The sequence below is a fragment of the Priestia sp. SB1 genome, assembly GCF_038898415.1.
The window spans coordinates 177,236-201,785 of the sequence record NZ_JBBJSS010000005.1 but is presented as its reverse complement, the minus strand read 5'-3'; the positions used below and the strand labels follow the sequence as shown (position 1 = coordinate 201,785).

The following is a 24,550-nucleotide window of genomic DNA, read 5'->3' as shown; positions in this document are numbered from 1 at the left end:
ACCATGGGAGAGATTAAAGTACCGGAATTAGCAGAATCAATTTCTGAAGGAACAGTTGCACAGTGGCTAAAACAAGTAGGAGATTTCGTTGAAAAAGGCGATTATATCGTTGAACTTGAAACAGATAAAGTTAACGTTGAAATTACAGCTGAAGACTCTGGTGTGCTAACAGAACTTCTTGCTGGCGAAGGCGACACAGTACAAGTTGGTGAAACAATTGCACGTCTTGAAGCGAAAGAAGGAGCTTCAGCACCAGCAGCACCAAAAGCTGAAGAAAAACCAGCAGAAGAAGCATCAAAACAAGAAGCTGCTCCAGCTCAGCAAAAAACAGTTGAAGAAGTAGCGCCAGCAGCTGAAGCGCCTCAACAAGGAAATCAAAAACAATGGCTGATTGCTTCTCCTGCAGCTCGCAAAGCAGCAAGAGAACGCGGAATCAAGCTAGATCAAGTACCAACTACTGATCCTCTTGGCCGTGTGCGTAAACATGATATTGATTCATATGCAGATCAAAAATCAAATGAGCAAAAACAGCAGGCACAAGCAAGTAAGCCAGCTAACCCGGTATCTCCGTCTCCAGCGGCAAGTGAAAATAGCGACAAACCTGTTGAACGCGAACGTATGTCACGTCGTCGTCAAACAATTGCCAAACGTCTCGTTGAAGTTCAGCAAACAGCGGCTATGTTGACAACGTTTAACGAAGTAGACATGACGGCTGTTATGGCTCTTCGCAAACGACGCAAAGACAAATTCTTTGAACAGCACGACGTAAGACTTGGCTTTATGTCATTCTTCACAAAAGCAGTAGTAGCAGCACTTAAAAAATACCCATTATTAAATGCTGAAATTCAAGGCAACGAGTTATTAATTAAAAAATTCTACGATATTGGTATTGCTGTGTCAGCTCCAGACGGTCTTGTTGTTCCAGTTGTACGTGATGCTGACCGTAAAACATTCGCTGGTATCGAAGGATCTATCGTTGATTTAGCGAAAAAAGCGCGCGACAACAAATTAGCATTAAAAGATTTACAAGGTGGAACGTTCACAATTACAAACGGCGGTGTATTCGGTTCATTAATGTCTACACCAATTTTAAACGGGCCTCAAGTTGGTATTTTAGGAATGCACAAAGTTCAGCTTCGTCCGGTAGCAATTGATGAAGAGCGTATCGAAAATCGTCCGATGATGTACATTGCACTTTCTTACGATCACCGTATCGTTGACGGCAAAGAAGCCGTAAGCTTCCTAGCTACTGTTAAAGAACTATTAGAAGATCCAGAATCTTTATTACTAGAAGGTTAATAAAAAGAACCTGCTATTCTCCGAGAGAATAGCAGGTTCTTTTATGTTCGCTTAATGCCTGCAACATAAGCAGGACCCAAAAAAGTCATGCTAGCGAGTGTCAGAGCCATTTCTCTAGGTGACTGCTTCATATCTTGTTCTAGCCAGTGCTGAATGACGCCAAGATGCGCTGACGTTACATAAGACATTAAATGTTCAAGTGGAACAAGCGGAGGCGTTTTATTATCCATGAGCTCTAATTTTTCCAGCATATTGGTTTTCATAACTTCTTTAATTTTAAGATGAAAGCCAGGGTTGCCTTTTGGACCGAGCATAACCTGCATAAAACGCGCATTCTCTTGAATATATTCAAAAAGCGCAATAATAAACGGCAAAGGCTGTTCTTTCAAATTAGCAGATACAATCTCATTTGGATTTGCTTTTTTGATAAATTCTTTTATTTCTTGAATGACTTCATTTTCACTTTTTTCAAGCAAATCGTATTTGTCTTGGTAGTGTAAATAAAAAGTTCCTCGATTAATATCGGCTTTTTTCGTCAGATCTCTGACCGTTACGCCTTCAAATCCTTTCTCTTCCATTAATTCTGTTAAAGCATCTCGGATAAATTTCTTCGTTCGAATAATTCTACGATCTGTTTTTGAATTCCCCACAGTTTTTAAACACCTACTTTTTTCTTTAATAATGAACAGTTATGTGTTTTGTGTTAAGTAAGCGACATTCCCATGATTATTGCATATTGAGAATGCAGGTAAATTTATTATAATTTACATAGTGATCACTAATCAACAGCATGTACATTATCTTTCCATAAACGTGTATATGCTTAAAGAAGGGGATATCTATATGAAATTAAGTAACCAAAAGCTTATATATCTTTCACCAATTATAGTGGTAGCAGTTATTTTCATTTTTACCCTAACGTTAATTCCTTCAGTAAGCCAAGCACCTAAGAATTTGCCAATCGCATTTGTAAATGCCGACGAAGGAATGACAGTTCCAGCAAAGGGTAAGGTAAATATAGGAGATCATATAAAACAAAATATGAAGAGTTCAAGCGCTGAACAGGCTTCGGTTAAATGGATTTTTGTATCAACTACTAAAGAAGTTGAAACAGGGTTAAATAATCAAAAATACTACGGAGCGCTTATCATTCCAAAAGATTTCACCAAAAAACAGGCGACTCTTCAGACGGCTCAGCCTGAGGCACCTGCTATTAGATTGTTAGTGAATCAAGGAATGAATACAGCTGCTTCAACACTAGCCAGTCAGGTGCTAAACGGAGCAGTTGATCAGATGAATGAAAATATGCGCTTGCAGCTAGTGAAAAGATTTGAACAAAGCGGAACGCAACTAAGTGCAAACCAAGCATTAGCACTCGCTGCACCGATTCAAAAGACAGTGATAAACGTCAATAAAACAGGGACTCATAGTGTCAACGGAAATGCCCCCGTTTCATTATTTCAGCCGCTGTGGATGGCAAGCATAGCAGGGGCAGCAGTTGTCTTCCTCAGCATCCACAAAATCACATTTTCTTCTCGCAAAGAGAAAATTGTTAACCAAGTAGGGTTCGTAATCATTGGTGCTACACTTGCTTTAGCTGCAGGTTTCGGGCTAGCGTGGCTAGCTGAAGTAGTTGGAATAAGCGTTCCTTCATTTTTGGATACGGCACTATTCTTAGCTATTGCTTACTTCAGCTTTTTCACCTTGATATCAGCCGTACTTTCATGGCTAGGACTAAAGGGACTTCCAATTTTCGTTATTATTCTATTTTTTGGCGCACCTTTGCTTTCAATGGCCCCAGAAATTATGCCTGATTTTTATAGAGAGTGGATTTATCCATGGCTGCCAATGAGATTTATGGTAGATGGCGTAAGAGAATTATTTTTCTTTGGAGAACATCTGACATGGAATTCTTCTGTATCTGCTCTAGCTCTTATCTCTTTAATAAGTTTGTGTGCTCTGTTTGCTTCTGCTTTACCTGCATCTTCTGTGAAAAAAGAGAAGTCTCGCTCAATATAAAAAATACTGCAACTGAATGAGAAGGAGAGATAATGATGAAGCCACAAATCCTAATCGTTGGTGCCGGACCTACTGGCCTTGTGATGGCCTATAATTTAGCCAGACATAACATTTCTTTTCGAATTATTGATAGAAACGAAGGGCCTGGGCAAGCCTCCCGGGCAATGGCTATTTTACCGCGAACCCTTGAATTTTATCAGCAGTTCGGTTTTGCAGATGAAGTCATAGACCGCGGGATTAAGATGGAAGATGTATACGTCCGAGTAAAGAATAAAATAAAAGCAAAAGTTCATCTAGGATCTTTAGGAGAAGGATTAAGTCCTTTTCCTTTTGTTCTTACATTTCCACAGGACGACCACGAGCGGTTTCTGCTTGAAAAATTAAAAAATCTTGGGATTGAAGTAGAATGGAAGACGGAGTTACTATCTCTAGCTGAACACGGAGAAGGGATAAAAACTTTATTAAAAGCCCAGCAAGAGGAAACCGCTTATTTTAAGTATATTTGTGGATGTGACGGAGCACACAGTACAGTTCGTAAACAAATGAATATAGAGTTTAAAGGAGAAAAATATAAACAGCATTTTTATGTGATGGATGTTCACGGCTCTGGTGAAGTGATGAAGAATCAAAAAATCAGTATTTCATTTAGCAATGAAGAATTTTTGATTTGTATGCCTGTTAGAAGTAAAGGAACGTATCGAATGATCGGCATTATTCCTTCAGCTCTTTTGGATCAAAACGATATAAAAGCTGAAAATATTCAAACTTTTCTTCAACAAACATTTGGTGCTGAGATTGAAAATATAAATTGGTTCTCAACATACAATATCCATCACAGAGTAGCAAGTCGTTTCCGACAAGGGCGTATTTTTCTAAGTGGAGATGCAGCCCATATTCATAGTCCTGCAGGCGGCCAAGGAATGAACACAGGAATTGGAGATGCAATCAACCTTTCATGGAAATTAGCAGCTGTCCTTCAACACAAAGCGGCACTTTCCATATTAGATACATACGAAGAAGAAAGGTTACCTTTTGCAGAGCTGCTTGTAAATACAACTGATCGCGCTTTTAAGCGAATGGTGGCAAGAGATAAAACGAGTCAATTTTTTAGAAAGCATATCTTTCCGCCTGTACTGTCCTTTTTATTTCGCTTTCCTTATCTCCGTCACAAAGCATTTACAATTTTATCTCAAATCCGCATTAAATATCGAAATAGTAACCTAAGCAGCGGACAAGGGACAAATGTGCAAAGTGGTGATCGGTTACCTTATGTGGAAGGGAATTTTGAATCTTTACAGTCCTTAAACTGGCAAATACACGTCTATGGAACAGCAGCACAGAAGCTAAAAAAGAGCATGAGAGAAAAAGGCTTCTCTTTGCATGAGTTTTCTTGGAACCCCTATATGAAGAAAGCAGGGCTTCAAAAAGATGCACTGTATGTTATTAGACCGGACGGGTATATCGGTTTTATTAGCAGCGAACAGCGTATAGAGCTTCTTTATCAATATTTGAATACTCATAAAATCCGTCCTTTTACAAATGAATAATAACGCTAATAAAAAGCTAAGACAACATGATTTTAGCTAAAAGAAAATTGGATCGATGAATCGAGACTCTTCAAGGAAAATCAACTTTATTCGGATTTTTTTATGGTCATGTAAACGTAGATTTCATCTATTTAGTTTACTCAAGCGGTTGATTGGAGGGCAAGGCGCAGACTCCTGCAGGAAAAGCAGAACAGGTGAGACCCCGCAGGAGCGCAAGCGACGAGAAGGCTCAGCGGCCGCCCGCGGAAAGCGAAGCCTTGCACGGAAATCAACCGCGGTGTCAAAAGCGCTCCATACTAAGCCTCTTTTATCTCATTTGTGCGTCTTTAGATTGAATTGATTTTGTTATGTCTCAATCTCTTTATTTTTGTTTACAATTTCGAAACAACTTGGAGATGTTTTTGCTAAAGCTGTTTGATAAGATAGACGAAGAGAAATATCAAATGAAAGTACGTGATACATTGAATAAAAGGATTTTAGTAGTAGATGATGAAAAAAGTATTGCCACAGCGGTATCTTATGCTTTCAAGCGCGAAGGATATATTGTAGACACAGCATCTGACGGTGAAGAAGCACTTGAAAAAGTAAAAAGCTTTCGACCTGACGTGATGATATTAGATGTGATGATGCCAAAACTAACCGGCTACGAAGTATGCCGAAAACTTGAGAATCGAAGAGGAATGGGGATTATCTTGTTGACGGTTAAAAATGATATCGTCGATAAAGTTCTAGGTTTAGAGTTAGGCGCTGATGATTACATGACCAAGCCATTTGATGTAAGAGAACTTGTAGCTAGAGCTAAAGCACTTGTTCGGCGAATAGAAAAAAATGAAGCTCCTGAAGCTGTGGGAGAAATCACGGTGGGAAAAGTGAAAGTGAACTTAATTCAGCGCACGTTACATGTTGATAATGAGTTAGTTAAGCTTACACCAAAGGAGTTTGATCTTATTGCTTTATTGCTTGCCAATTTAGAGAGAGTGTACACACGAGAAGATTTACTAGATCTTGTCTGGGGAATGGATTATGCAGGCGGTACACGTACGGTAGATATTCACATGCAGCGCCTTCGAAAAAAAGTAGGAGAAGCAGAGCCTTATTTGCTTCAAACGGTATACGGGGTTGGATATAAAGCGACTGCAGGAATCAATGAATGAAAATCAGCCTAAAAGCTAAGATGGGACTCGTTCTTGCTTTTTTAATTATTTTAACAGTAACCGTACTGAGCGTACTCGTATTAAAAGGAATTGAGACCAATCAGCGTGATCAGCTAGAAAGTGAACTTATTCAAAAAAGCAAAGCAGCGGAGCAAACGATTCATCAAAGTTATGTAACAGGTGACCCGTCTCTGAATACAGATTCCTTTCTTCAGCAAAAAGGACAGCGCCTTGCATCTTCAATTGCATCACAAAGCGGAATGCAAACAGTCCTATATAATCAAAAAGGACAGGAAGCAGGAAGCTCTATTCCCATCGGCCAAAAAGATGTGGATGTTTCTGATACGCTTAGCTATGCTTTGAAAGGAAAAATAGCCTATCAAATCTCGGGTTCTTCCCTTATTTACTTTGCACCTGTGTCAATCGAGAATCAATTTATTGGCGTCCTTCGTTTTGACCATTCCCTAAAAAATAATCAGCAGTTTATAGCTGACATTAGGCACTTATTTCGTATGGGGGGAACGATTGCAGCGGCAGCAGCTTTTTTAATTGGCTATGCTTATTTTTATCGCATTGCTTCTCTCATCGCTACGCTTCAAAAAACTTCACAGCAGATTCGAAAAGGCCATTATTTAACTGATGTGCCCTTCAAACGGCGCGATGAACTCGGAGAGCTCAGTCAAGGCTTGTTTTTTATGAGTACGTCGATTGAAAAAAACATCGATCAAATGAATAAAGAAAAAAGAAAGCTTGAGTTCGCCATTTCGAAACTGCAGTCTCTCGAACAGCAGCAAAAGCAGTTTATCGGTAACATTAGCCACGAATTTAAGACGCCTTTAACATCGATCAAAGCTTATGTTGACTTACTTGATATGTATCGAGATGATCCTCAGCTTATGGAAGACGGTGTGCAGAACATTCGTAAAGAAACGAATCGCCTCCATGAAATGGTGGATAAAATCTTAAAGCTTTCAGCACTTGAGAAATATGATTTCGAGCAGCGACCAGAGCAAGTTGAATTGAAACGGCTTCTAGAAGACATATGCGATCGTATGAAAGGAAAAGCTGCTAAATTTGATTTGACTCTTCATACAAATATAAAAGAAGCGGTTGTTTGGGCTGATCGCGAAAGCTTAATACACATTTTTATTAATTTAATTGACAATGCTATTAAATATAATGAACCCGGAGGAAAAGTGGAAGTAGCATCTTATACTTTAGAGAATTCTATCATTGTAGATGTAGCCAACACCGGAATAGGAATTCCACCCGAAGCAGAAGAGAAATTATTCCAACCATTTTTCACCGTAAATAAAGATCGGTCGCGTTTATCCGGAGGAACAGGTCTTGGCTTAGCATTAGCAAAAGATTTAACTGAAAAACAAAACGGTGTTATCAAGCTGCATCATTCTGACTCTACATGGACAACTTTTAAAGTGTCGTTTCCTTTAAAAAACGAGAACTGAGTTAGCTAAAAGGAGTGAACCGTTATTGAAACGGTATAGATTAATGATATATATCGCAAGCACTTTTCTTATTTTAGCATCATGCGGCCAAGGAGAAGGTCATAGAGAAACGGTTGAAAAACCAGACAAGAAAATTACTGTATTGGACCACGTAAATCAAGATGGAAAAATAGAAGTGAAAGACGTTCAAGATATTAACGGAGTAAGAGCGTTTCAATTTTTGAATGAAAACACAGTGATTGTTAGTCAAGAAAATAAACAATTTCGGTCGCACGATTTCGGTCCCAAAGAGGTATATGCGCAGAATTTAGCTACTTATAATCTAAAAAACAAGTCTACTTTTGTGTTGCATCCAAGCAATGAAATTCAACATGCGGCGAAGCTTTCTCCAAATGGCAAATATCTTTTTTATAAAGTTGCAAAAGGCGAAGATACATTTGGTTATATAATGAACGTTCAAACAAAAAAAACAGTTGAAATCAAGAATGTTCTTCTCTACCCATCAAGCGGAGAGTGGCTTAATAATTCAGAAGTAATGTTTATTACAATGGAAGGAAAGCTTTCTAAAGCAAATGTAAAAGGAAAAGCAGAACCTCTATTGCACAGAGACGATCGAATCTTAGATGCAGTTAAAGGGATAGGTGGCATTTATTATATTGGTGTAAACAACCAGCTTTTTTTTCTTCATAACGAACAGACGGACCCTGAAAAAATCCGAGATAATGTGGTTTCTATTATCCCGTCTCCAAATGGAAAGCAATTAGCGCTCGTTCAGCAAAAAGATGCCCAAACGAGAACGCTGTCTATCACAGATTTAAAAGGATCAGAGGCCTTTCAGCTTGCTCTGTCCACTCAAATTTTTGGTGTCAGCTGGTCTCCCGACGGTTCGAAATTAGCTTATAATTTTATTTCTGAAAAAGAGGGAGATAAAGGGATATTCATAGCAGATGGATTAACAGGAGATGTTACACACTTAAACGTAAATTTAGACTATGCCGCTGATCAGCTTGCCTGGAGTCAATCAGGAAATAAACTAGTTGCATCGAGCTTTACGCAAAATCAAGTTCATACGTATATTATCTTTTTGAAATAGACTGCTTAGGCAGTCTTTTTTTTACGCATACTAAACTTCTTTAAGAGTGTTTACAAGTTTGAAACAACTGAATAAAAGACAGAAACATTTATGTTTTATTCTTTCTTTACAGGCTTTTATAGCGTATCAAAAGCCATGTGAAAGGAGTAAGACATCATGAAATACTTTTTATTTATTTGTTCTTTAGCTTTTGCGCTGATGATAGCAGGGTGCGGCACAAGCAATTCTTCATCAAAGTCTGCCGGAGAATTCACAAAAAATGGACAGGCTCAAAAACTAGAAAGCTCATCAGCTTCTTCATCTTTAATGAAATCTAATGTAGACGAAACAGTGGTAATAGCCAATCCAGAATCGGTTACGGCTTTAGTTAATAAGAAGCATCAGCTTCCTGAATCTTACCAGCCTTCCGATTTAGTCTATGCCGACGTTCCGTTTATCTTTAACGAAAAAATAGAAAAACGAATGCTTAGAAAGCCTGCGGCACAAGCTCTTGAAGAACTTTTTCGAGACGCGGAAAAAGAGGGGATCAGCTTACTTGGCGTATCTGGTTATCGATCTCACGAGCGGCAAAAAGAGCTTTTTGCATTTTACGCAAAGCGAGACGGTGAAGAACAAGCACGCACCTATAGCGCCTACCCAGGAACGAGTGAACACGAAACGGGACTAGCAATCGATGTCACCGGAGGAAAGGGAATATGTGCTGCGACAGACTGCTTTGCTGATACACTAGAAGCTCATTGGCTTTCAAAACATGCGTATCAATACGGATTCGTTATTCGATATCCTCAAGGTGAAGAACAAGTTACCGGTTATAAATACGAACCATGGCACCTTAGATATGTAGGAAAAAAGGCAGCCTCATCCATTTTTAATCAATATATAACGTTAGAAACCTATGCAAGTAAGAAAAAAGCTTAATCAAAAGTTCTATAGCTGGAAAACGAAGGAAAGAAAAATGAAAAGGGAGGTTTATTACTCTCACATATGATACAAACTGATACTATAACATGCTTGCTATAGAGGAAGGGTATCGATGTATAAAGATATTGCGATTGAACTGATATGTGGATTTTTAGCGCTATTTATTATGCTGAAGCTTTTAGGTAAGACGCAGTTTGCTCAAATCACTCCGTTTGACTTTATTACCACGCTTGTCCTGGGAAATATTGTGGGGGATGCAGCTCTTGAAAAAGGAGTAGAGTTAACTGAAATTCTTTACAGCGTTTTGATTTGGGGGCTTCTGATCTACGCAGTGACAAAGCTATCTCAAACCTTTACAGGTTTTAGAGGAATTCTTGAAGGCAAGCCTTCAATGATTATTTATAAAGGGAAAATCCTTTATAAAGAGCTTAAGAAAAACAACTTGGACTTAAATCAGCTTCAGCATCTAATGAGACAGCAAGGGTATTTTTCACTGTATGAAGCAGAATATGTCATTTTAGAAACAAATGGAGAAGTGAGCGTCGCTCCTAAACACGAATTCGGCCCTCCGACGAAAAATGATTTAAACATCCCTTATTCTCAAACTAATTTACCTATTGCTTTAATCATGGATGGAAAAGTAGTGCCTGGTAATTTGAAAGAAGCAAACGTAGATGAAAAGTGGTTAAAAAAACAGCTTGCAATCAAGAAAATAAAGGAATACAGCGAAGTTTTTTATGCTGAATGGCAGCAAGAGCGAGGACTGGAAATAACAAAATTCTAAAAACCCTTTTCTTTTAAGGAAAGGGTTTTTAGCTTTCTTTTAATAGCTTAGCAAAATCTTCAATCGTTGTAGAATAGGTGACGTACAGACGAGGAATAAGATAGTTTTCATCCTTTTGTCCGCTCTCAGTGAAAAATTTTGGAATTGTTGAAAGACCAAATGTATAATTCTTTTTTGTTTCTTCCACTACGCGGTTATTAACCTTGCCATAGGGGTAAGCAACAGCAATAACGGGCTGGCTCGTAATGGCTTCAATTTTTCGTTTTGAATCAGCTAGCTCATAGGATAAATTTTTCGTCTTAGTTAAATCCGGATGAGTAGCGGTATGAGACTGAATAGAAAAAAATCCTGAATCAACAAATTTTTTTAAATCCGCTGGCGACAAACGGTTGGGACGGCCAATAAAATCTGAAATCACAAAAATTGTAGCCGCTGGATGAAACTGAGGGCTGGCTGCTCTTTGAAAAATAGGCAAGATAGTAAGATTATTTTTATATCCATCGTCAAATGTAATAAATATAGGCTTTTTTACGCGCTTCAGCTCCTGCCATTTTTCAAATGTTAGCGGCGTATACCCTTGCTTTTTGAGATAAAGAAGCTGTTTCTCAAAATTTTCAGGTGTCACATAAAGTTCTTTTTCCCCGTGGCCTGTGTAGGAATCAATAGAGTGGTAAATCAGTATAGGTACTTTCACTTGGCTAAAAGCGGGGGAAGGGAAAATAACAGTTAGCAATAAGATAACAAAAACCGAAATTTTTCTCATAACAATCCTTTCTAACGCGCAGTGATGACGAGACTATCTTAGTATGTCAAAAGAAAAGGAATGTATAAGCCAAGCTTTCTTTTTTACAAGTATAAGCCTTCTTTTTTAAATATTTTATGCAGAACCAAGTGCTCAGCAGAGTTCACAACCGCAAACTGTTTTTTAGAAAGAGAATGAGGAGAAAAACGCATTAGCTTAGTAAAGTCTGATGGCAGCGTAGTAGATGAAACATCAGTAGAGAGTATAGGGGCAGACAAAGATGTTTTCGAGCCGATGTGAAAACCCCAATCTCCAAAAGAGGGAATAATGGTGTGGTAGCTCAACGTATAAAACTGAGAAGCTTTCATCGTCTTATTAATGCTCCAAAAAACGATAGGTGTGTCTCTAGGAGAATTTGACTGACATACGACTAAGCCTCTGTGTGATAGTGAACGTTGGAGAAGTGTGTAAAATTCTTTTGTATAAAGAGCACTTATTTTTTTGTTAGTAGGATCAGGAAAGTCAATAATGATGATATCATAACACGCTGAATTCAAAGAGAGGTAGTCAACAGCATCTTGAATATGAACAGTGACACGAGAATCTTCAAACGAGTGTTGATTTAATTTCTTTAATTCTTCTACATTTATCGCAGCATTTACAACGTCAGCATCTATTTCCACAAGGTCTATTTCTTTAACTTCCTTATATTTAAGAACTTCTCGCAAAGCTAAACCATCTCCTCCGCCTAGAATAAGAATGCGGCGAGGACTTAAGGAAGCTGCAAAGATAGGGTGCACAAGAGCTTCATGGTACGCATGTTCATCCAATGAACTAAATTGCAGCTGTTCATCCAAATACATTCGAATATCAGATGCTTTAATCAGCTGAATATCTTGAATACTGTTTTTCTGATGAAACAAGATGTCATGCTGACCTGATAAGATCTGCTGTAGACTAATGTGATCTGAGTCATCTCCACGATTGAGAAGACGAGTGCTTGCAGCATGCTGACGATTTTTTGTTAGAGTTTCGGCGTGTTGAATTCCGCGAGAAATTGAATATACAACAGCTTTTTTTGAAGCTAATTGCTTCAGCAACGCATAACCAATTTCAATTATTTCTTTATCTCCGCACGTATAAAAATCTAATGAAGCGTAGTTTTCCTCCGGCCAAGTATGAATAGACAAGTGGGAGGTAGCTAATACGAGAATACCTGTAATGCCTTGGGGCGTAAACTGGTGAAAATAACAGTGCAAAACTTCCATCTCTGCATCTAGTGCAGCTTCAATAAGAATTTGCCTTAAAAGTGAGGGATCATTTAATATCACTTCATCGCATTCGAACGCATCCATTAGCAAGTGTTCGCCTTTAATATCCACTACTTCAGCCTCCTTTCTGAGCATTATTTTCACTATCTTATGAAATTTTTCAGAAAAAGGAAACGCAAGCACGTTAGTTTATAAATATTTTCGGGAAATAACTAGTTATCATCACATAGAAAGGCGGTTGAAGCAAACATATTTTCGTTGAAGGAAGAGCCGAACAATCAATCCATACTCTTAGTAGAAATCGAAACCTTTCGAATTTTTTCATTGATAGGATGAACGTAGGATTCATGTATGTAGGATTTCTAGCGGTTGATGGGAGAGCAAGGCGAAGACTCCTGCAGGAAAAGCGAAACAGGGGAGACCCTCCAGGAGCGTAAGCGACGAGGAGACTCATCGGCCGCCCGCGGAAATTGATAGCACTAGCTCACTTATCCAATTTATTCATCTTTACATTGGATTGATTTCGGTATGTCTCAATCTTTCTACTCTTTATCAGCATTAAACCAGCCTTTTCGCTTGAACCATAGAATTAAACCAAGCGTTATCAATCCCATGAAGCCAAGCACAAAGAAATAGCCATAGTGCCACTTTAGCTCAGGCATATTTTCAAAATTCATTCCGTATACGCCAACGATAAAGGTAAGGGGAATAAAGATAGATGAAATAACAGTCAGCGTCATCATAATTGAATTCATCCGGTTTGAATTAAGAGAAAGATAATTATCGCGCATATCAGACGTCATTTCCCGGTTTGATTCAATCATATCGGCTAATTTTAATAAGTGGTCATAGACATCTTTAAAATACCTTTTTTGTTCAGGATGAACATCTAAGCGTTCAGAATTTATAACACGGTACAATAAATCGCGCATGGGCAAAATGGTTCTTCTGATTTTTAGCAAATCACTTCGAAGTTTGAATACATCTTCCATTAAAACAGAAATGGATTTCTTTGCATCTATGTTTTCTATATCATTCAGCTCATCTTCAATCTGATATACAGTGGGGAAATATTCATCTACCACTTTATCCATCACAGAATATGCAAGATAGCTTATCCCTTTTTCTTGAATCGAAGGTGTATGAAGCAACTTTTCCCATACTTTATCAATTGCAGCTGACGGGTGAAAATGAAAAGTAACGATGTAATTTTCGCCGATAAAAAGGTCAACTTCTTCAGCTTCTAACGTTTGACGATTTAACGAATGAAGGACAAAAAAACTGTATCCTTCATAATAATCGAGTTTTGGACGCTGCAGAAAATGAAAGCAATCTTCAATCGCTAACGGATGAAAGTGAAAAGATGATTGAAGCAGCAGCGCTTCTTCTTCAGAAGGGCAGTTAAAGTCAATCCAATAGTACTGAATAGAGGGATCGTGAATCTGATCTAATTGTATATGTTTCACAAGTTTGTTATCGTTCGTAAGAGCTAACGTTCGTATCATTTGAAAACTCCTTTGTGTTTTTATAGCTATTTTCAATGTAGCATAAAATCATAAATTGCACGTATTTAATAAAATAATTTTCTTTTTTCTCTTTTTATAAAACTAGTAAGGGTGAAAAAGTTGAATTATAATGATAGTAGTAGCTCGTATGGAAAGGGGAATTGTTTTGAATAAAAATGAAGCACTTCGAATGTTTTTCTTAAAACATGCAGATCAACTGACGGAAGAATGGTATGAGAGCCTTGAAGACAATGACCCAGAATCGGTTTATGCATCTACTCATCCGGAAGTCATTTCAGTATTAAAAGGTCAAAATAATGAATTTCATTTATACATAGCCGATGTATTTATAAAAAGTGAAAAAGAATTTTTTGATTCCTTTGAAACTTGGATTTTAAAGATTGCCGAGGACGGAGAGCATGTAAGAACGCCTATTCATTATATTATTCGAGAATTTTTCCGAGTTAGAAAACAGTATTTAACGTATTTAAATCAATTTGTAGAAGAGTATGACCAAGATATTACGCAAGAAGAACTAGACGAATGGAACGAATTGATTGTACGCGTGTTTGATATCACCGTTTATAAATTTGTTGAAGAGCACCATCAGCATTCAAAGCGGTTGCTTGAGGCACACAAAGAGCTGATTAATGAGCTGAGTTCGCCAGTTATTCCATTGAGCGATCATATCGCGATTCTTCCGCTTGTTGGGGATATCGACACGGCAAGAGCGCGACGAATTTTAGAGAATACGTTAACTCGCTGCGCTGAACAGCAAGTGAATCACCTTTATATTGATATTTCAGGAGTAGTTATTGTTGATACGATGGTTGCTCATCAGATTTTCCAGCTGATCGATGCCTTAAAATTAATAGGCGTAGAATCAACTATCTCTGGGGTACGTCCTGAAATCGCAATTACCGCTTCTCATTTAGGTTTATCGTTTGAAAATATATCCACAAAATCAACTCTTGCTAATGCGATGGCTTCACGTATGAGGAAATAAAAAAACAAGAATTATTTTTAATTCTTGTTTTTTTATTTCAATTCATACTTGACATATAGGTTAAACAGGTATTATGATTTTACTAATTTAATAAATAAAAAGAGTAGTATTACATACGCTAATATAAAAATGCACCTCTATAATTAGCGAACAAGAATTGAACAAATAATATGAAAACGCTTTATATAGAATGCGAGGATATTTAGGAGGAAATGGAAATGAACATCTTATGGTTTTTCCCTACAGCAGGCGACGGACATTATCTAGGCACAACCGAAGGAAGTAGAACAAGTGATATTCACTACTTAAAGCAAATCGCACACGGGCTGGATTATCTAGGATATGACGGTGCTTTGTTGCCTACTGGTTCAAATTGTGAAGATTCATGGGTGATTGCATCGGCACTTGCTTCCGTTACGAATCGACTGAAGTTTTTAATTGCACTTCGCCCCGGTGTCATGTCTCCCACACTTTCAGCACGGATGGCTTCGACATTTGATCAAATGTCAAACGGCCGACTTATGTTAAATATTGTGACGGGAGGAGATCCCGTGGAGCAAGCAACGTACGGTAACTATTTAAGCCATGATAAACGCTACGAGTTAACAGATGAATTTTTAACGATTTGGCGAGATGTAATGGAAGGAAAAAAAGTGGACTATAAAGGAGAACATCTTGATGTAACAGGTGCGTACATTCCGTCGCCTCCTGTCCAAAAACCGTATCCTCCGCTGTACTTTGGCGGGTCTTCTCCAGCAGGAAAAGAAGTAGGAGCAAAGCATGCAGACGTATATTTGCTGTGGGGAGAGCCTCCTGCAGTGATCAAGACGAAAATTGATGAGATGAAAGAAAAAGCTGCAAGCGAAGGCAGGGACATTCGCTTTGGTATTCGCCTGCACGTTATTGTAAGAGAATCAGAAGACGAGGCGTGGGAATCTGCAGATAAATTAATTAAACATGTTAATGATGATACGATCAAAGCGTTTCAAGATAAGTTTGCGTCATTTGACTCCACTGCCCAAAAAACACAGTCAAGTTTGCACAGCGGCACAAAAGATCGAGGTGCACTGGAGATTGCTCCGAATCTATGGGCAGGAATCGGCTTAGCACGAGAAGGAGCCGGAACCGCTCTTGTTGGAAGTCCTGAAATTGTAGCGGATCGGTTAAAAGAGTACAAAGAGCTAGGAATTGATACGTTTATTTTATCAGGATACCCGCATCTAGAAGAAGCATATACGTTTGCTGAGCTAGTATTTCCACATGTTCAAAAAGAACGAAGCAAGAGATAATTCTTGCTTCGTTCTTTTTGAATCGTAAAAAAACAAATAACCCAGTTGACTTATAGGAATTATAGGTGTATTATAAAGATAGTTCATTTAGTCAGAAAATTTGTGGTAAAGGGTGAAGAAAATGGAACGTTACGACGTAATTCAAGGCGCAGAATCTTTTTATTATAAAGGCAACGACATTGGTATACTTGTTTCTCATGGATTTATGGGGACTCCTCAAAGTATGGAATATATCGGAAAAGAATTAGCTAAAAAAGGTTTTACTGTGTACGGTTTGCGACTAACGGGACATGGTACTCACTACTATGATATTGAACAAACAACGTACGAGAAATGGAAGCAAGACTTTTTAAATGGGTATCAGCGTTTGAAGCAAGAATGCCGTCATATATTTATCTTAGGTCAGTCCATGGGAGGCACTCTCACCTTTCATACAGCAAGCCAAGGATTAGATCTTGACGGAGTTATTGCAATCAATCCGGCTATGACGTCCATTCCTTCAATGGAACCTTACCGCTCTCGTCATACGCCTCGTTATTTAAAAGAAGATCATCCTGATATTAAGGATCCAAACGCACATGAAATTACGTACGACAAAGTACCAGTGCGCTCTATGCGTGAGCTGCTTTCTTTAATGGACGAAACAAAAGAACGCTTATCTTATGTAACATGCCCGGCTTTAGTACTAACATCAACCGTTGATAACGTAGTACCGCCTGAGAATTCAGCTTATATCTTAAACCATATTCAATCAGCAGAAAAAAGACAGTACATGCTTCGAAACTCTTACCATGTTGCGTCGATGGATTTTGATAAAGACACAATTGTTGCACAAACGGCACAGTTTGTACAAGCAACAGTTGCCAAAAAAAAAGTGCATGAGCGAATTTTTTAATTTTTAAATTCGCTCCGTTTCTTTTTTACTTCAAGTAAGATAAAATGAATCTTGAATGAAAACAAAGGAGTGTACATACATGATTCATTTAGAATGGAACGATCGTCCAACAATTAAACAAGTAAAATGCATACATACAGATGCAAAAAAATTCGTGGTTGAAAATGTTTTAACAGCAGGAAAAACATATGATGTAAAAAACGAAACAGAAGAATTTTATTTTGTTGTTGATAACACTGGCCAAGTCGGCGGCTTTTATAAAGAATACTTTGAAGGCTAAACAAAAAAATCATCGTCTCGGCGATGATTTTTTTATTGCAATAATTAAATGGAGCTTTTCTTAATGAAAACGAATGAACATACTTTTAAAGAGAAATTCCATATATCTCATCATTTCGAAAAAAAGCTTTATGATAAAAATAGGATGTAAGACCTAAATTCTTCCGTTTCTTGTTCTGATTAAAAGGGTAACTGACTATAAATACCCATGACAACAATTATTTTACAATGTAAAATGAAAGCGACGCTTAACAGAAAAAGGAAAAGAGGAGGTCATACGATGAAAAAGCGTAATACAGCAGCTTTTACATTTTTAGCATGGACAGCTTTTATTACAGCACTATTAGCTATGTTTATAGGAATTTATACCTTAGATGCATCATTACCGGTAAAAGGTTATTATGCTGTTGGAACATTATACTTAACGATGTCCGCTTTTGTGCTTCAAAAAACCATTCGTGATAACGAAGAAGATACGGCGCACGAACGCAAATATGACAAAGCAGAAGAAGAATTGTAGAGCTAAAAAAAGCATTTTTCTAGCTCTTTGAAAAACATCCCCATTTTTGGGAGATGTTTTTTTATATAAAAAAACAGGGAACTTGTCACTCCATGTCGTATTAATAAAGAAGGAGGCGATTGAATTGACACAACTAATGATTAATAACGTAAATTTTCACGTTGATATGTTTGAAGAAAAAATGATTACTGATGCGAATACAGGTGAAGAGTTGAAAAGGCTAAACTTTTCTTTTTCGGTTGTAGGCAAAGCAGCTTATGATAAATATGATGCATTTTTTGAGGATCCGTACTTTGAAGTAACAAATATGGAGACAAAAGAAACGCTAACACTAAAAAACATTTCGCATAGCACATTTTATCAGTCACCTGAAATTACAGATCATACAAATATTGTTTTCAGAGTGAAGCTGCAGCAAGAACCTGTTAAAGAAAAACAACAAGTGAAAAATGAACGTCCAACAGAGAGCACGGTCAACGAAATGCTTTTATCTAGAATAAAGTTTAAGGCTCTTGTCGAAATACTTGAAGAAAAAGGACTTCTAACAGAGAATGAGTTGTATACTAAAATTGAAGAAGTAGCAGAACGAGATTTTGATATTCTTCGAGATGAATTAAGTCATTCTAAAAAAGAGGTAAAAGCGTAAAAATACCCCACTCTGCAGGGGGATTTTTTATTTATATCCATTAATTTATAACCCTTTTGATAAATCATTCATATATTACATCACGATGAAAATAAAAAGGGTGAGGATAATGCCGATTGTTATTAATCATGTAGTGATTCCAAATGTTACAGGAGGAGTCGTTACATTTGGCGACACGTACTATGTTTCTCCAAAAAGTAACAGTAAAACTGCGCAAGGTTCAGGGTCTTCAAATACAGGAATTTGTGTAAATACAAATTCGGGACTTTCTAATACAAATACGCTCGATCCGGATGGTTCTGACCAAAACGGCTTCGGAAACGGATAAGGAAAGAGATGTTTTACTCTTCTTTCTACACGCCTTTTCAGTATTCGTTTTATCCGTATTTTATGCCTTCTTTTGCACGTCCAATTGGATTTGTCGTGTCACCTGATGGAGCGATGGATAACTGGTGGGGCAAAAAACCATCTTGGTGGGGGAAAATCACGCCTTCAGCCGGCGTTTTCCCTCCTGTTACCCAGTATTATACGGGCAGTTTAGTTCCTTATAGTTTAAGGGGCTATTACTAATATAAAAAAGAAGTTCAGATTAAGCCAACTTGTTAGCGCCTATTTCCTAAAAATAGGCGTTTTTTTCCGTTTTACTTGATTCAAAGTTATTTTTGCTGAATAATAAGGAAAAGAGAATTTTTAGAAGTAAGCTGTAAGTAAGGAGATGTTCAATCATGACAGATAAATGGAGAGTTCATAAAATAAAAAGTGATTGTGAACCTTGGCTTTTTTTAGAAGGCTGGGAAAAAGATATTATTGAAACCATTGAATTTGAAAAAAAAGAAGAAGCGCTTCGCTACTACGCGATGATGATTTATGAATTTCATCAAAAATACGCAAGCGTGCGAAGTGATGAACTAGCGCTCTTTAGCTTTTGGAACGAAGGCGAAAAGGAATTTTGCGAGGCCTGTGATGATGACCTTCAAATCTTCCACGGTGTTTTATTCGCTAAAAACGATGAAGTCTATTCATTAGAAGAAGATGAAGAAGGATTAAAAATGCTTCGTACTAAATAAAAACGTCCTGCGGGGCGTTTTTTTTATATAAAAAATGAACGATTTCAATCGCTCAAGCGTCATATAGGTGATGAAACAAAAAGGAGGGGTGACCGCTTTGGAACAAGATGATTTCATCCTTGTCCAAAAAGCATTACAAGGTGATGATGATGCCTTTTCATTATTATTTCAGCGCTATCATTCATTTTTATATAAATACCTTTTAAAGCTGACATTAGATGAGGACTTATGCAGTGAATTGTGTCAGGAAGCAATGATGAAGTGTTACGTGAATCTTTCTTCATACAAAAATGAAGCAAAGTTTTCGACTTGGATGATATCTATTGCTTCAAGACTGTACATGGACTATTTGCGCAAGCAAAAACGTGAAAAAAGCAGTCTTCAGCGAATAAAGCAGTCTTTATCGCATCAGCTTCAGTGGAAAGCTAAATACAAAGGAGTGGAATGGAGTGAGATGTTTTCCGATTTTAATGAACTCGATTCACGCTTTCGAATTCCTGTCTTGCTTCGACATTATTACGGATATACATACGATGAGATTGCCCATATGCTGAATATGCGAGCAGGAACGGTCAAATCAAGAGTAAACAAAGGAGTAAACATACTGAGAAAGGAGTGGAAAGAATGAGAAAAGAAAATGACAATCAGCCCTTGCATTCTTTAAAAAAAGATTGGGAGCAGCTAGAGAGTTTAGCAAGTCATGAACATATTTCTCTTCATGTAATTAAAGAACAACTTCTTATTGAAAAACAAAAGCAGAAAAAAGCTTTCCGGAAAGAATTATGCTTATTTACATTAACAGCACTTGTTATTTTAACAGTAATGGCAACGGCTATTTTACAAATACCTGCCTTATTTATCGCCATTGAAGTGATCGGGATCATTGTTGCGCCTCTTTCTTTTATCGTCTTTCACTATAAACGGAAAAAGGAGATGTTTTTATAATGAATGAAAAATGGATTTTGGTTCTGTTTATTTCGCCATTTCTTCTTCTTCAAAGCTTTCTCCTTTTTATCAATGCAAAAAAACGCGGCGCCCATCCATGGTTTTGGGGAATATGGGGGCTGATTCAAATTCCAATGCCAACGCTGTTTTATTGGTTTTTTATTATTTGGCTTCCAGCACGAAGAAAAAGGGGGATGTAAATGAAGGACATTAACTGGTTGTTAATTGCTCCAATTCTATTCTTACAATTGCTTTTAATGATTCCAGCGTTAATAAGCTGCATAAAGCAAGAAGAGACAAACGGACCAAAATGGTTATGGGGACTCATCATTTTATGTGTAAGTACAGTCGGTCCCGTTTTATATTTTGTTTTAGGACGTAAAAAACAGTGAGGTGGAGCGAAGATGTTTATGCAAGTAGAAGGACTGACAAAAACGTACCGTAATATAACCGTTGTAGATAACCTTTCATTTAATCTCGATAAAGGAAAATGTGCAGCATTGTTAGGCCCTAATGGTGCAGGTAAGACGACTACTTTGCATATGATTGCAGGTCTTACTGCACCTAATAAAGGGAAAATTTCTTTTGAAGATAAACAGCATCAAGACGTACGATCATTTATTGGCTTTCTGCCGCAGCATCCTACGTTTTTTAATTGGATGACGCCTCAGCAGTATTTAACTTTTTTAGGTCTTTTATCTAACATTTCAAAGAATGTGCTTTCCCAACGAATAGATGAAGTACTTGAAACGGTAGGTTTAAAAGGAAAGGAAAAGCAGAAAATTGCTGGCTTTTCTGGAGGAATGAAACAACGTTTGGGCTTAGCGCAAGCCTTGTTACATAAACCTGAACTGCTAATTTTAGATGAACCCGTTTCGGCTTTGGATCCTGAAGGCAGAAAAGATGTCCTAATGATTATCGAAACATTAAAAAAAGATACGACCATCCTTTTTTCAACTCACATTTTGCATGATGCAGAACAAATATGCGATAACATGATTATGATTAAAAACGGACGCATGAAATGGAATGGAACAAAGAGTTCGCTGCACCAAGAGTTTGCGGATCCTGCTTTTACGATTGAAACAGAAGAAAGGCTCCCTGCATCATTTGGCAGTCTGCCAAGTGAACAGGTGCTGTTTCATTCTCCTTATAAAGCCACTGTAAGTGTAAAAGATACATCTCAGCAGCAGCTGCTGCTTCAACTGCTTGTTGATCAACAAGCAAATCTTGTTTTATTTGAACGAAAACAGCATTCTCTCGAAGATGTGTATCTAGAGGTGATGAACAAATGAACACATTTGGAGTCTTATTTAAAAAGGAACTGCATGAATTATTTGCGAACGGCAAAGGAATTTGGCTGCCTGTCTCTCTAATTTTGCTAGGCATCACACAGCCTTTAACGAATTATTATATGCCACAAATCATTGATATGGCAGGAAATTTACCAAAAGGAGCCATTATTCAACTTCCTACTCCCACCGGTCAAGAAGTATTGCAAGGTGTCCTTTCACAATATAGCACAATAGGAATCTTATTGATTGTACTAGCAAGCATGAATATGATTTCAAATGAACGACAAAATCATGCGGCTGTACTTGTTATGATGAGACCGGTGAGCGTCATTCAATACATTATGAGTAAATGGGCTGCGCAAATCGTACTGGTCATTGGCTCAACGTTTATAAGCTATATAGCAGCGTGGTATTATACAAATCTTTTATTTTCACATGTGGATTGGACTCATATGCTAGTTAGCTTTCTTTTATACAGTCTGTGGCTGATTTTTATTCTGTCCGTTTTAGTGACAGCTGGAACCTTTCTTTTACAAAGCGGAGGAATTGCTGGAGTAAGCATATTGATCATTGCGTCACTTTCATTTTTGAGTACTTTGTTTACGAATCAATTAAAGTGGAGTCCTGCAGCGCTGTCACAATACGCCGGTCATATACTTGAACAATTGCACTGGTCACAAAGTGTCACCAATACCGTAGTTGTTACATTAGTGAGCTGCTTTCTTCTTTTAATTGCTGCTGTTTATAGATATAAAAAAGTAGAATATGTATAAAAAGACTTCTGAAACGAAGTCTTTTTTCTAAGGAATTAATTTGCAAATCCACGCAATATAAAGAGCAGCGGGGACTAAGAGAATCTGGGCACATACTGTCCCGCATAAACGAGAGATGACGAGTGTACCAACCATTTTATTCATAGATTGCTTAGTCGATTCACCTTTCATTACCTTTTCAGTTAAAATGGCTACTTGCGGATCTACAAACACAGCAAGGGTAATCATCGCTAGTCCGTTAATAAGACCAGAAGACATCAGAATTGATTTAGAAAGGGTAGGCTCGAGCGTAGAAGCATAAAGAGTGGAAAGAACACCTACTGTATAAATGGTCGTAGCCATTAAATTCAAAAGAAGCAACCGCTTGGGCACTCCGCCTATTCGAAGCTGAGACAGCATAATCCACCTAGGACGCTTCACGTGTTTTTTTGCTTTTTCCAGCGTATGTATAGAAGTAATGTTTTTCATCATTTTGGGTACAGATCCTGCTACTTCTAAGTGTGAAATCATGCGAGAGAAGATTGATACAAAGCTAGGAATTAAAAGAGCACCTGCGATTGTCCCAATAGAGGCCGCGAGCAAGATAGTTTGAAGCTGATGAAGTAGAAGGGGCAAATCTTCTTTAGACTGGACCGCATCTCCTAATTTGCCGGTCAGCGGAGCTTGCACCATATTAGCTGTTCTTGAAACGATGACAATAATATTAAAAAGAGATAGGGCCACGACTAGTTTTCCAGTTTTCAAGCCCGCGAGTCTCACAGAGTAGGCTAGTGTTTCAATCATGTGAATAATTCCTACAAATACACAAATAATCAGTAATTTTTCCATCATAATAAGTAAGTTCCTTTCTTTGATACACGCACTTCCTTATTATGTATAATTTTGGTTCATTTGTAAATAAAAAGCCGCTTGCTACTCTTGGTAGCAAGCGGCTTTTTATTATCGATGCTGGTTAATATCACGAAGTATATCTTTGCTAGCCTGATAATCTTTTTCCCGTTCTTTTTCCACCTGTAGACGTTTGTCTAGTTTACGGCTATATTCAGCATACCCCACGCCGTGAGAAAGCTGCATGGCCTTTTCCATTTCTGACGTGTACGTTAGGTGAAGTGCGATAATGAATCAATCCTTTCAGCATTTTTCACTTGTGGCACATGTATTGCTGCTCAAGTGTTTCGATGTTTATAATTCTTGAAGTCTTTCTAGAAATCGTTTTCCCTGTCGCTTTGGATCTAAACATAAATGATTAAAATTTCATAACATTCCAGGTAAAAGCCTTTTTTTCTTGCGTAGTATCCCATATAATAGCAGGAACAACGTTTTTAAAGGAGTTATATATGAACAATACAAAACGAGTATGGTTTGATTTACTTTTTTATATCGCTATTCCTTACCTAATATGGAATCAGGGAAAAGACATTATTGGTGATTACTATGCCATTTTGCTTTCAACAGCACCAGCGTTTGTGTATACCATTTATACATTTATTAAAGATCGCCAGTTTAACGTAACAGGATTGTTTATTGTCATTACGCTGCTGGCACGTACCATTATTGATTTAATTTCAGGAAACGCAGCGACGATGTTAAACAATCAAGTATACTTTATGATTGGACTGGCTGTAGTTGTCCTTTTTACCATTGTGATAAAAAAGCCAATTGGTTTGTACTTTTTTGTAGATACGGCGTACTTAATGGGCTATAAGCGAGAAGATTCTCTTAAGCTCTTCCACCAGCCTGATTTATTCAAAATGATGAACTGGCTTACAGTACTGTTCGCAGGTCGCTATGTATTTTTAGCAATTGTAAAATACGTATTGATTCAAAAGTACGGAGTAGAAGGGTACGGGAACATGATTGTATTCCGTCAGGCCGTTACGTGGGCATTCTCCATTTTAATTGCCGTCTACACGTATTTTATCTATAAAAAAATTCAAGATAAAACAGGGATGGATAATCCAATGAATCCAAATGTAAATGAATAAAAGGAGAAGCGTGCGTTTAGCTAACGTACGCTTTTTTTGTTACAAAACA

The 24,550-nt window shown here is 37.7% G+C and carries 31 protein-coding genes; 25 read left to right on the top strand and 6 right to left on the bottom strand.

Features of this window, described 5'->3' with window-relative positions; translation table 11 throughout:
* The first annotated feature begins 3 nt into the window (after positions 1-3).
* On the top strand, positions 4-1,299 hold the full coding sequence (odhB, locus tag WKH56_RS19230; RefSeq protein WP_048019052.1) for a 2-oxoglutarate dehydrogenase complex dihydrolipoyllysine-residue succinyltransferase: 1,296 nt from the start codon (positions 4-6) through the stop codon (positions 1,297-1,299).
* 41 nt (positions 1,300-1,340) lie between these two features.
* Here odhB and WKH56_RS19225 read toward each other — a convergent pair whose 3' ends face one another.
* A complete protein-coding gene (locus WKH56_RS19225) occupies positions 1,341-1,949 on the bottom strand; it encodes a TetR/AcrR family transcriptional regulator (protein ID WP_033579400.1) in 609 nt (202 codons plus the stop codon).
* Between the two features lie 193 nt (positions 1,950-2,142).
* Between WKH56_RS19225 and WKH56_RS19220 the strand changes: the two genes are divergently transcribed.
* From WKH56_RS19220 to WKH56_RS19185, 8 genes are all read left to right on the top strand, one after another.
* On the top strand, positions 2,143-3,318 hold the full coding sequence (locus WKH56_RS19220; protein ID WP_048019053.1) for a YhgE/Pip domain-containing protein: 1,176 nt from the start codon (positions 2,143-2,145) through the stop codon (positions 3,316-3,318).
* Between the two features lie 35 nt (positions 3,319-3,353).
* Positions 3,354-4,865 carry an FAD-dependent monooxygenase gene (locus WKH56_RS19215; protein WP_231099225.1) on the top strand — a complete coding sequence of 504 codons (1,512 nt, stop codon included), beginning with the start codon at positions 3,354-3,356 and terminating at the stop codon, positions 4,863-4,865.
* A 148-nt stretch (positions 4,866-5,013) separates the two neighbouring features.
* Complete coding sequence (locus tag WKH56_RS19210; RefSeq protein WP_168760334.1) at positions 5,014-5,205, top strand: hypothetical protein; 192 nt, start codon at positions 5,014-5,016, stop codon at positions 5,203-5,205.
* Between the two features lie 121 nt (positions 5,206-5,326).
* The gene (locus tag WKH56_RS19205; RefSeq protein ID WP_063248100.1) at positions 5,327-6,019 is read left to right on the top strand and encodes a response regulator transcription factor; all 693 of its coding nucleotides are present in this window, start codon (positions 5,327-5,329) and stop codon (positions 6,017-6,019) included.
* Positions 6,016-7,485, top strand: coding sequence for a sensor histidine kinase (locus WKH56_RS19200; RefSeq protein WP_028412872.1), 1,470 nt, complete (start codon positions 6,016-6,018; stop codon positions 7,483-7,485). Before WKH56_RS19205 ends, WKH56_RS19200 begins: the two co-directional genes overlap by 4 nt.
* Before the next feature lie 25 nt (positions 7,486-7,510).
* Positions 7,511-8,578 (top strand): TolB family protein, encoded by a 1,068-nt coding sequence (locus tag WKH56_RS19195; RefSeq protein WP_047750609.1) that lies wholly within the window; start codon positions 7,511-7,513, stop codon positions 8,576-8,578.
* A gap of 156 nt (positions 8,579-8,734) precedes the next feature.
* Positions 8,735-9,496, top strand: a complete 762-nt coding sequence (locus WKH56_RS19190; protein WP_048019055.1) for a M15 family metallopeptidase — start codon at positions 8,735-8,737, stop codon at positions 9,494-9,496.
* Positions 9,497-9,611: 115 nt separating this feature from the next.
* A complete protein-coding gene (locus tag WKH56_RS19185) occupies positions 9,612-10,283 on the top strand; it encodes a DUF421 domain-containing protein (protein WP_063247748.1) in 672 nt (223 codons plus the stop codon).
* Positions 10,284-10,311: 28 nt separating this feature from the next.
* On the opposite strand, the gene WKH56_RS19180 is transcribed toward WKH56_RS19185, so the two are convergent.
* From WKH56_RS19180 to corA, 3 genes are all read right to left on the bottom strand, one after another.
* Positions 10,312-11,046, bottom strand: coding sequence for a polysaccharide deacetylase family protein (locus WKH56_RS19180; RefSeq protein ID WP_063247749.1), 735 nt, complete (start codon positions 11,044-11,046; stop codon positions 10,312-10,314).
* Between the two features lie 83 nt (positions 11,047-11,129).
* Positions 11,130-12,407 (bottom strand): polyamine aminopropyltransferase, encoded by a 1,278-nt coding sequence (locus WKH56_RS19175; protein ID WP_310883908.1) that lies wholly within the window; start codon positions 12,405-12,407, stop codon positions 11,130-11,132.
* Positions 12,408-12,838: 431 nt separating this feature from the next.
* Positions 12,839-13,801: a magnesium/cobalt transporter CorA gene (corA, locus tag WKH56_RS19170; protein ID WP_048019057.1), complete on the bottom strand. Its 963-nt coding sequence runs from the start codon at positions 13,799-13,801 to the stop codon at positions 12,839-12,841.
* Between the two features lie 130 nt (positions 13,802-13,931).
* Between corA and WKH56_RS19165 the strand changes: the two genes are divergently transcribed.
* From WKH56_RS19165 to WKH56_RS19095, 15 genes are all read left to right on the top strand, one after another.
* Positions 13,932-14,807, top strand: coding sequence for an STAS domain-containing protein (locus WKH56_RS19165; RefSeq protein WP_168760960.1), 876 nt, complete (start codon positions 13,932-13,934; stop codon positions 14,805-14,807).
* A gap of 218 nt (positions 14,808-15,025) precedes the next feature.
* A complete protein-coding gene (ssuD, locus tag WKH56_RS19160) occupies positions 15,026-16,096 on the top strand; it encodes an FMNH2-dependent alkanesulfonate monooxygenase (RefSeq protein ID WP_168760959.1) in 1,071 nt (356 codons plus the stop codon).
* 121 nt (positions 16,097-16,217) lie between these two features.
* Positions 16,218-16,991, top strand: coding sequence for an alpha/beta hydrolase (locus WKH56_RS19155; protein WP_063247751.1), 774 nt, complete (start codon positions 16,218-16,220; stop codon positions 16,989-16,991).
* 79 nt (positions 16,992-17,070) lie between these two features.
* Positions 17,071-17,271, top strand: a complete 201-nt coding sequence (locus WKH56_RS19150; protein ID WP_013057578.1) for a DUF6501 family protein — start codon at positions 17,071-17,073, stop codon at positions 17,269-17,271.
* A gap of 279 nt (positions 17,272-17,550) precedes the next feature.
* Positions 17,551-17,790, top strand: a complete 240-nt coding sequence (locus tag WKH56_RS19145; protein WP_013057577.1) for a YiaA/YiaB family inner membrane protein — start codon at positions 17,551-17,553, stop codon at positions 17,788-17,790.
* 124 nt (positions 17,791-17,914) lie between these two features.
* Complete coding sequence (locus WKH56_RS19140; protein ID WP_168760957.1) at positions 17,915-18,436, top strand: hypothetical protein; 522 nt, start codon at positions 17,915-17,917, stop codon at positions 18,434-18,436.
* A gap of 109 nt (positions 18,437-18,545) precedes the next feature.
* Entirely contained in the window at positions 18,546-18,764 is a 219-nt protein-coding gene (locus tag WKH56_RS19135) for a spore germination protein (RefSeq protein WP_013083687.1), read from the top strand.
* Positions 18,765-18,826: 62 nt separating this feature from the next.
* Complete coding sequence (locus tag WKH56_RS19130) at positions 18,827-19,006, top strand: hypothetical protein (RefSeq protein ID WP_153254386.1); 180 nt, start codon at positions 18,827-18,829, stop codon at positions 19,004-19,006.
* 155 nt (positions 19,007-19,161) lie between these two features.
* Positions 19,162-19,503: a DUF1033 family protein gene (locus WKH56_RS19125; RefSeq protein WP_013057574.1), complete on the top strand. Its 342-nt coding sequence runs from the start codon at positions 19,162-19,164 to the stop codon at positions 19,501-19,503.
* Between the two features lie 97 nt (positions 19,504-19,600).
* A complete protein-coding gene (sigY, locus tag WKH56_RS19120) occupies positions 19,601-20,131 on the top strand; it encodes an RNA polymerase sigma factor SigY (protein ID WP_013057572.1) in 531 nt (176 codons plus the stop codon).
* Positions 20,128-20,448 carry a YxlC family protein gene (locus WKH56_RS19115; RefSeq protein ID WP_048019061.1) on the top strand — a complete coding sequence of 107 codons (321 nt, stop codon included), beginning with the start codon at positions 20,128-20,130 and terminating at the stop codon, positions 20,446-20,448. The genes sigY and WKH56_RS19115 overlap by 4 nt, the downstream gene beginning before the upstream one ends.
* The gene (locus WKH56_RS19110) at positions 20,448-20,648 is read left to right on the top strand and encodes a hypothetical protein (protein ID WP_013057570.1); all 201 of its coding nucleotides are present in this window, start codon (positions 20,448-20,450) and stop codon (positions 20,646-20,648) included. The genes WKH56_RS19115 and WKH56_RS19110 overlap by 1 nt, the downstream gene beginning before the upstream one ends.
* Positions 20,649-20,840, top strand: a complete 192-nt coding sequence (locus WKH56_RS19105) for a PLD nuclease N-terminal domain-containing protein (RefSeq protein WP_013057569.1) — start codon at positions 20,649-20,651, stop codon at positions 20,838-20,840.
* Positions 20,841-20,852: 12 nt separating this feature from the next.
* The gene (locus WKH56_RS19100) at positions 20,853-21,743 is read left to right on the top strand and encodes an ABC transporter ATP-binding protein (protein ID WP_168760956.1); all 891 of its coding nucleotides are present in this window, start codon (positions 20,853-20,855) and stop codon (positions 21,741-21,743) included.
* Positions 21,740-22,516: an ABC transporter permease gene (locus WKH56_RS19095; RefSeq protein ID WP_168760955.1), complete on the top strand. Its 777-nt coding sequence runs from the start codon at positions 21,740-21,742 to the stop codon at positions 22,514-22,516. Before WKH56_RS19100 ends, WKH56_RS19095 begins: the two co-directional genes overlap by 4 nt.
* Positions 22,517-22,543: 27 nt before the next feature.
* On the opposite strand, the gene WKH56_RS19090 is transcribed toward WKH56_RS19095, so the two are convergent.
* Positions 22,544-23,347, bottom strand: coding sequence for a lipid II flippase Amj family protein (locus tag WKH56_RS19090; protein WP_063247755.1), 804 nt, complete (start codon positions 23,345-23,347; stop codon positions 22,544-22,546).
* A 108-nt stretch (positions 23,348-23,455) separates the two neighbouring features.
* Complete coding sequence (locus WKH56_RS19085) at positions 23,456-23,602, bottom strand: YuzK family famiily protein (protein ID WP_014459567.1); 147 nt, start codon at positions 23,600-23,602, stop codon at positions 23,456-23,458.
* A 251-nt stretch (positions 23,603-23,853) separates the two neighbouring features.
* Between WKH56_RS19085 and WKH56_RS19080 the strand changes: the two genes are divergently transcribed.
* Entirely contained in the window at positions 23,854-24,501 is a 648-nt protein-coding gene (locus WKH56_RS19080) for a VC0807 family protein (RefSeq protein ID WP_013057564.1), read from the top strand.
* The last annotated feature ends 49 nt before the right edge of the window (positions 24,502-24,550 follow it).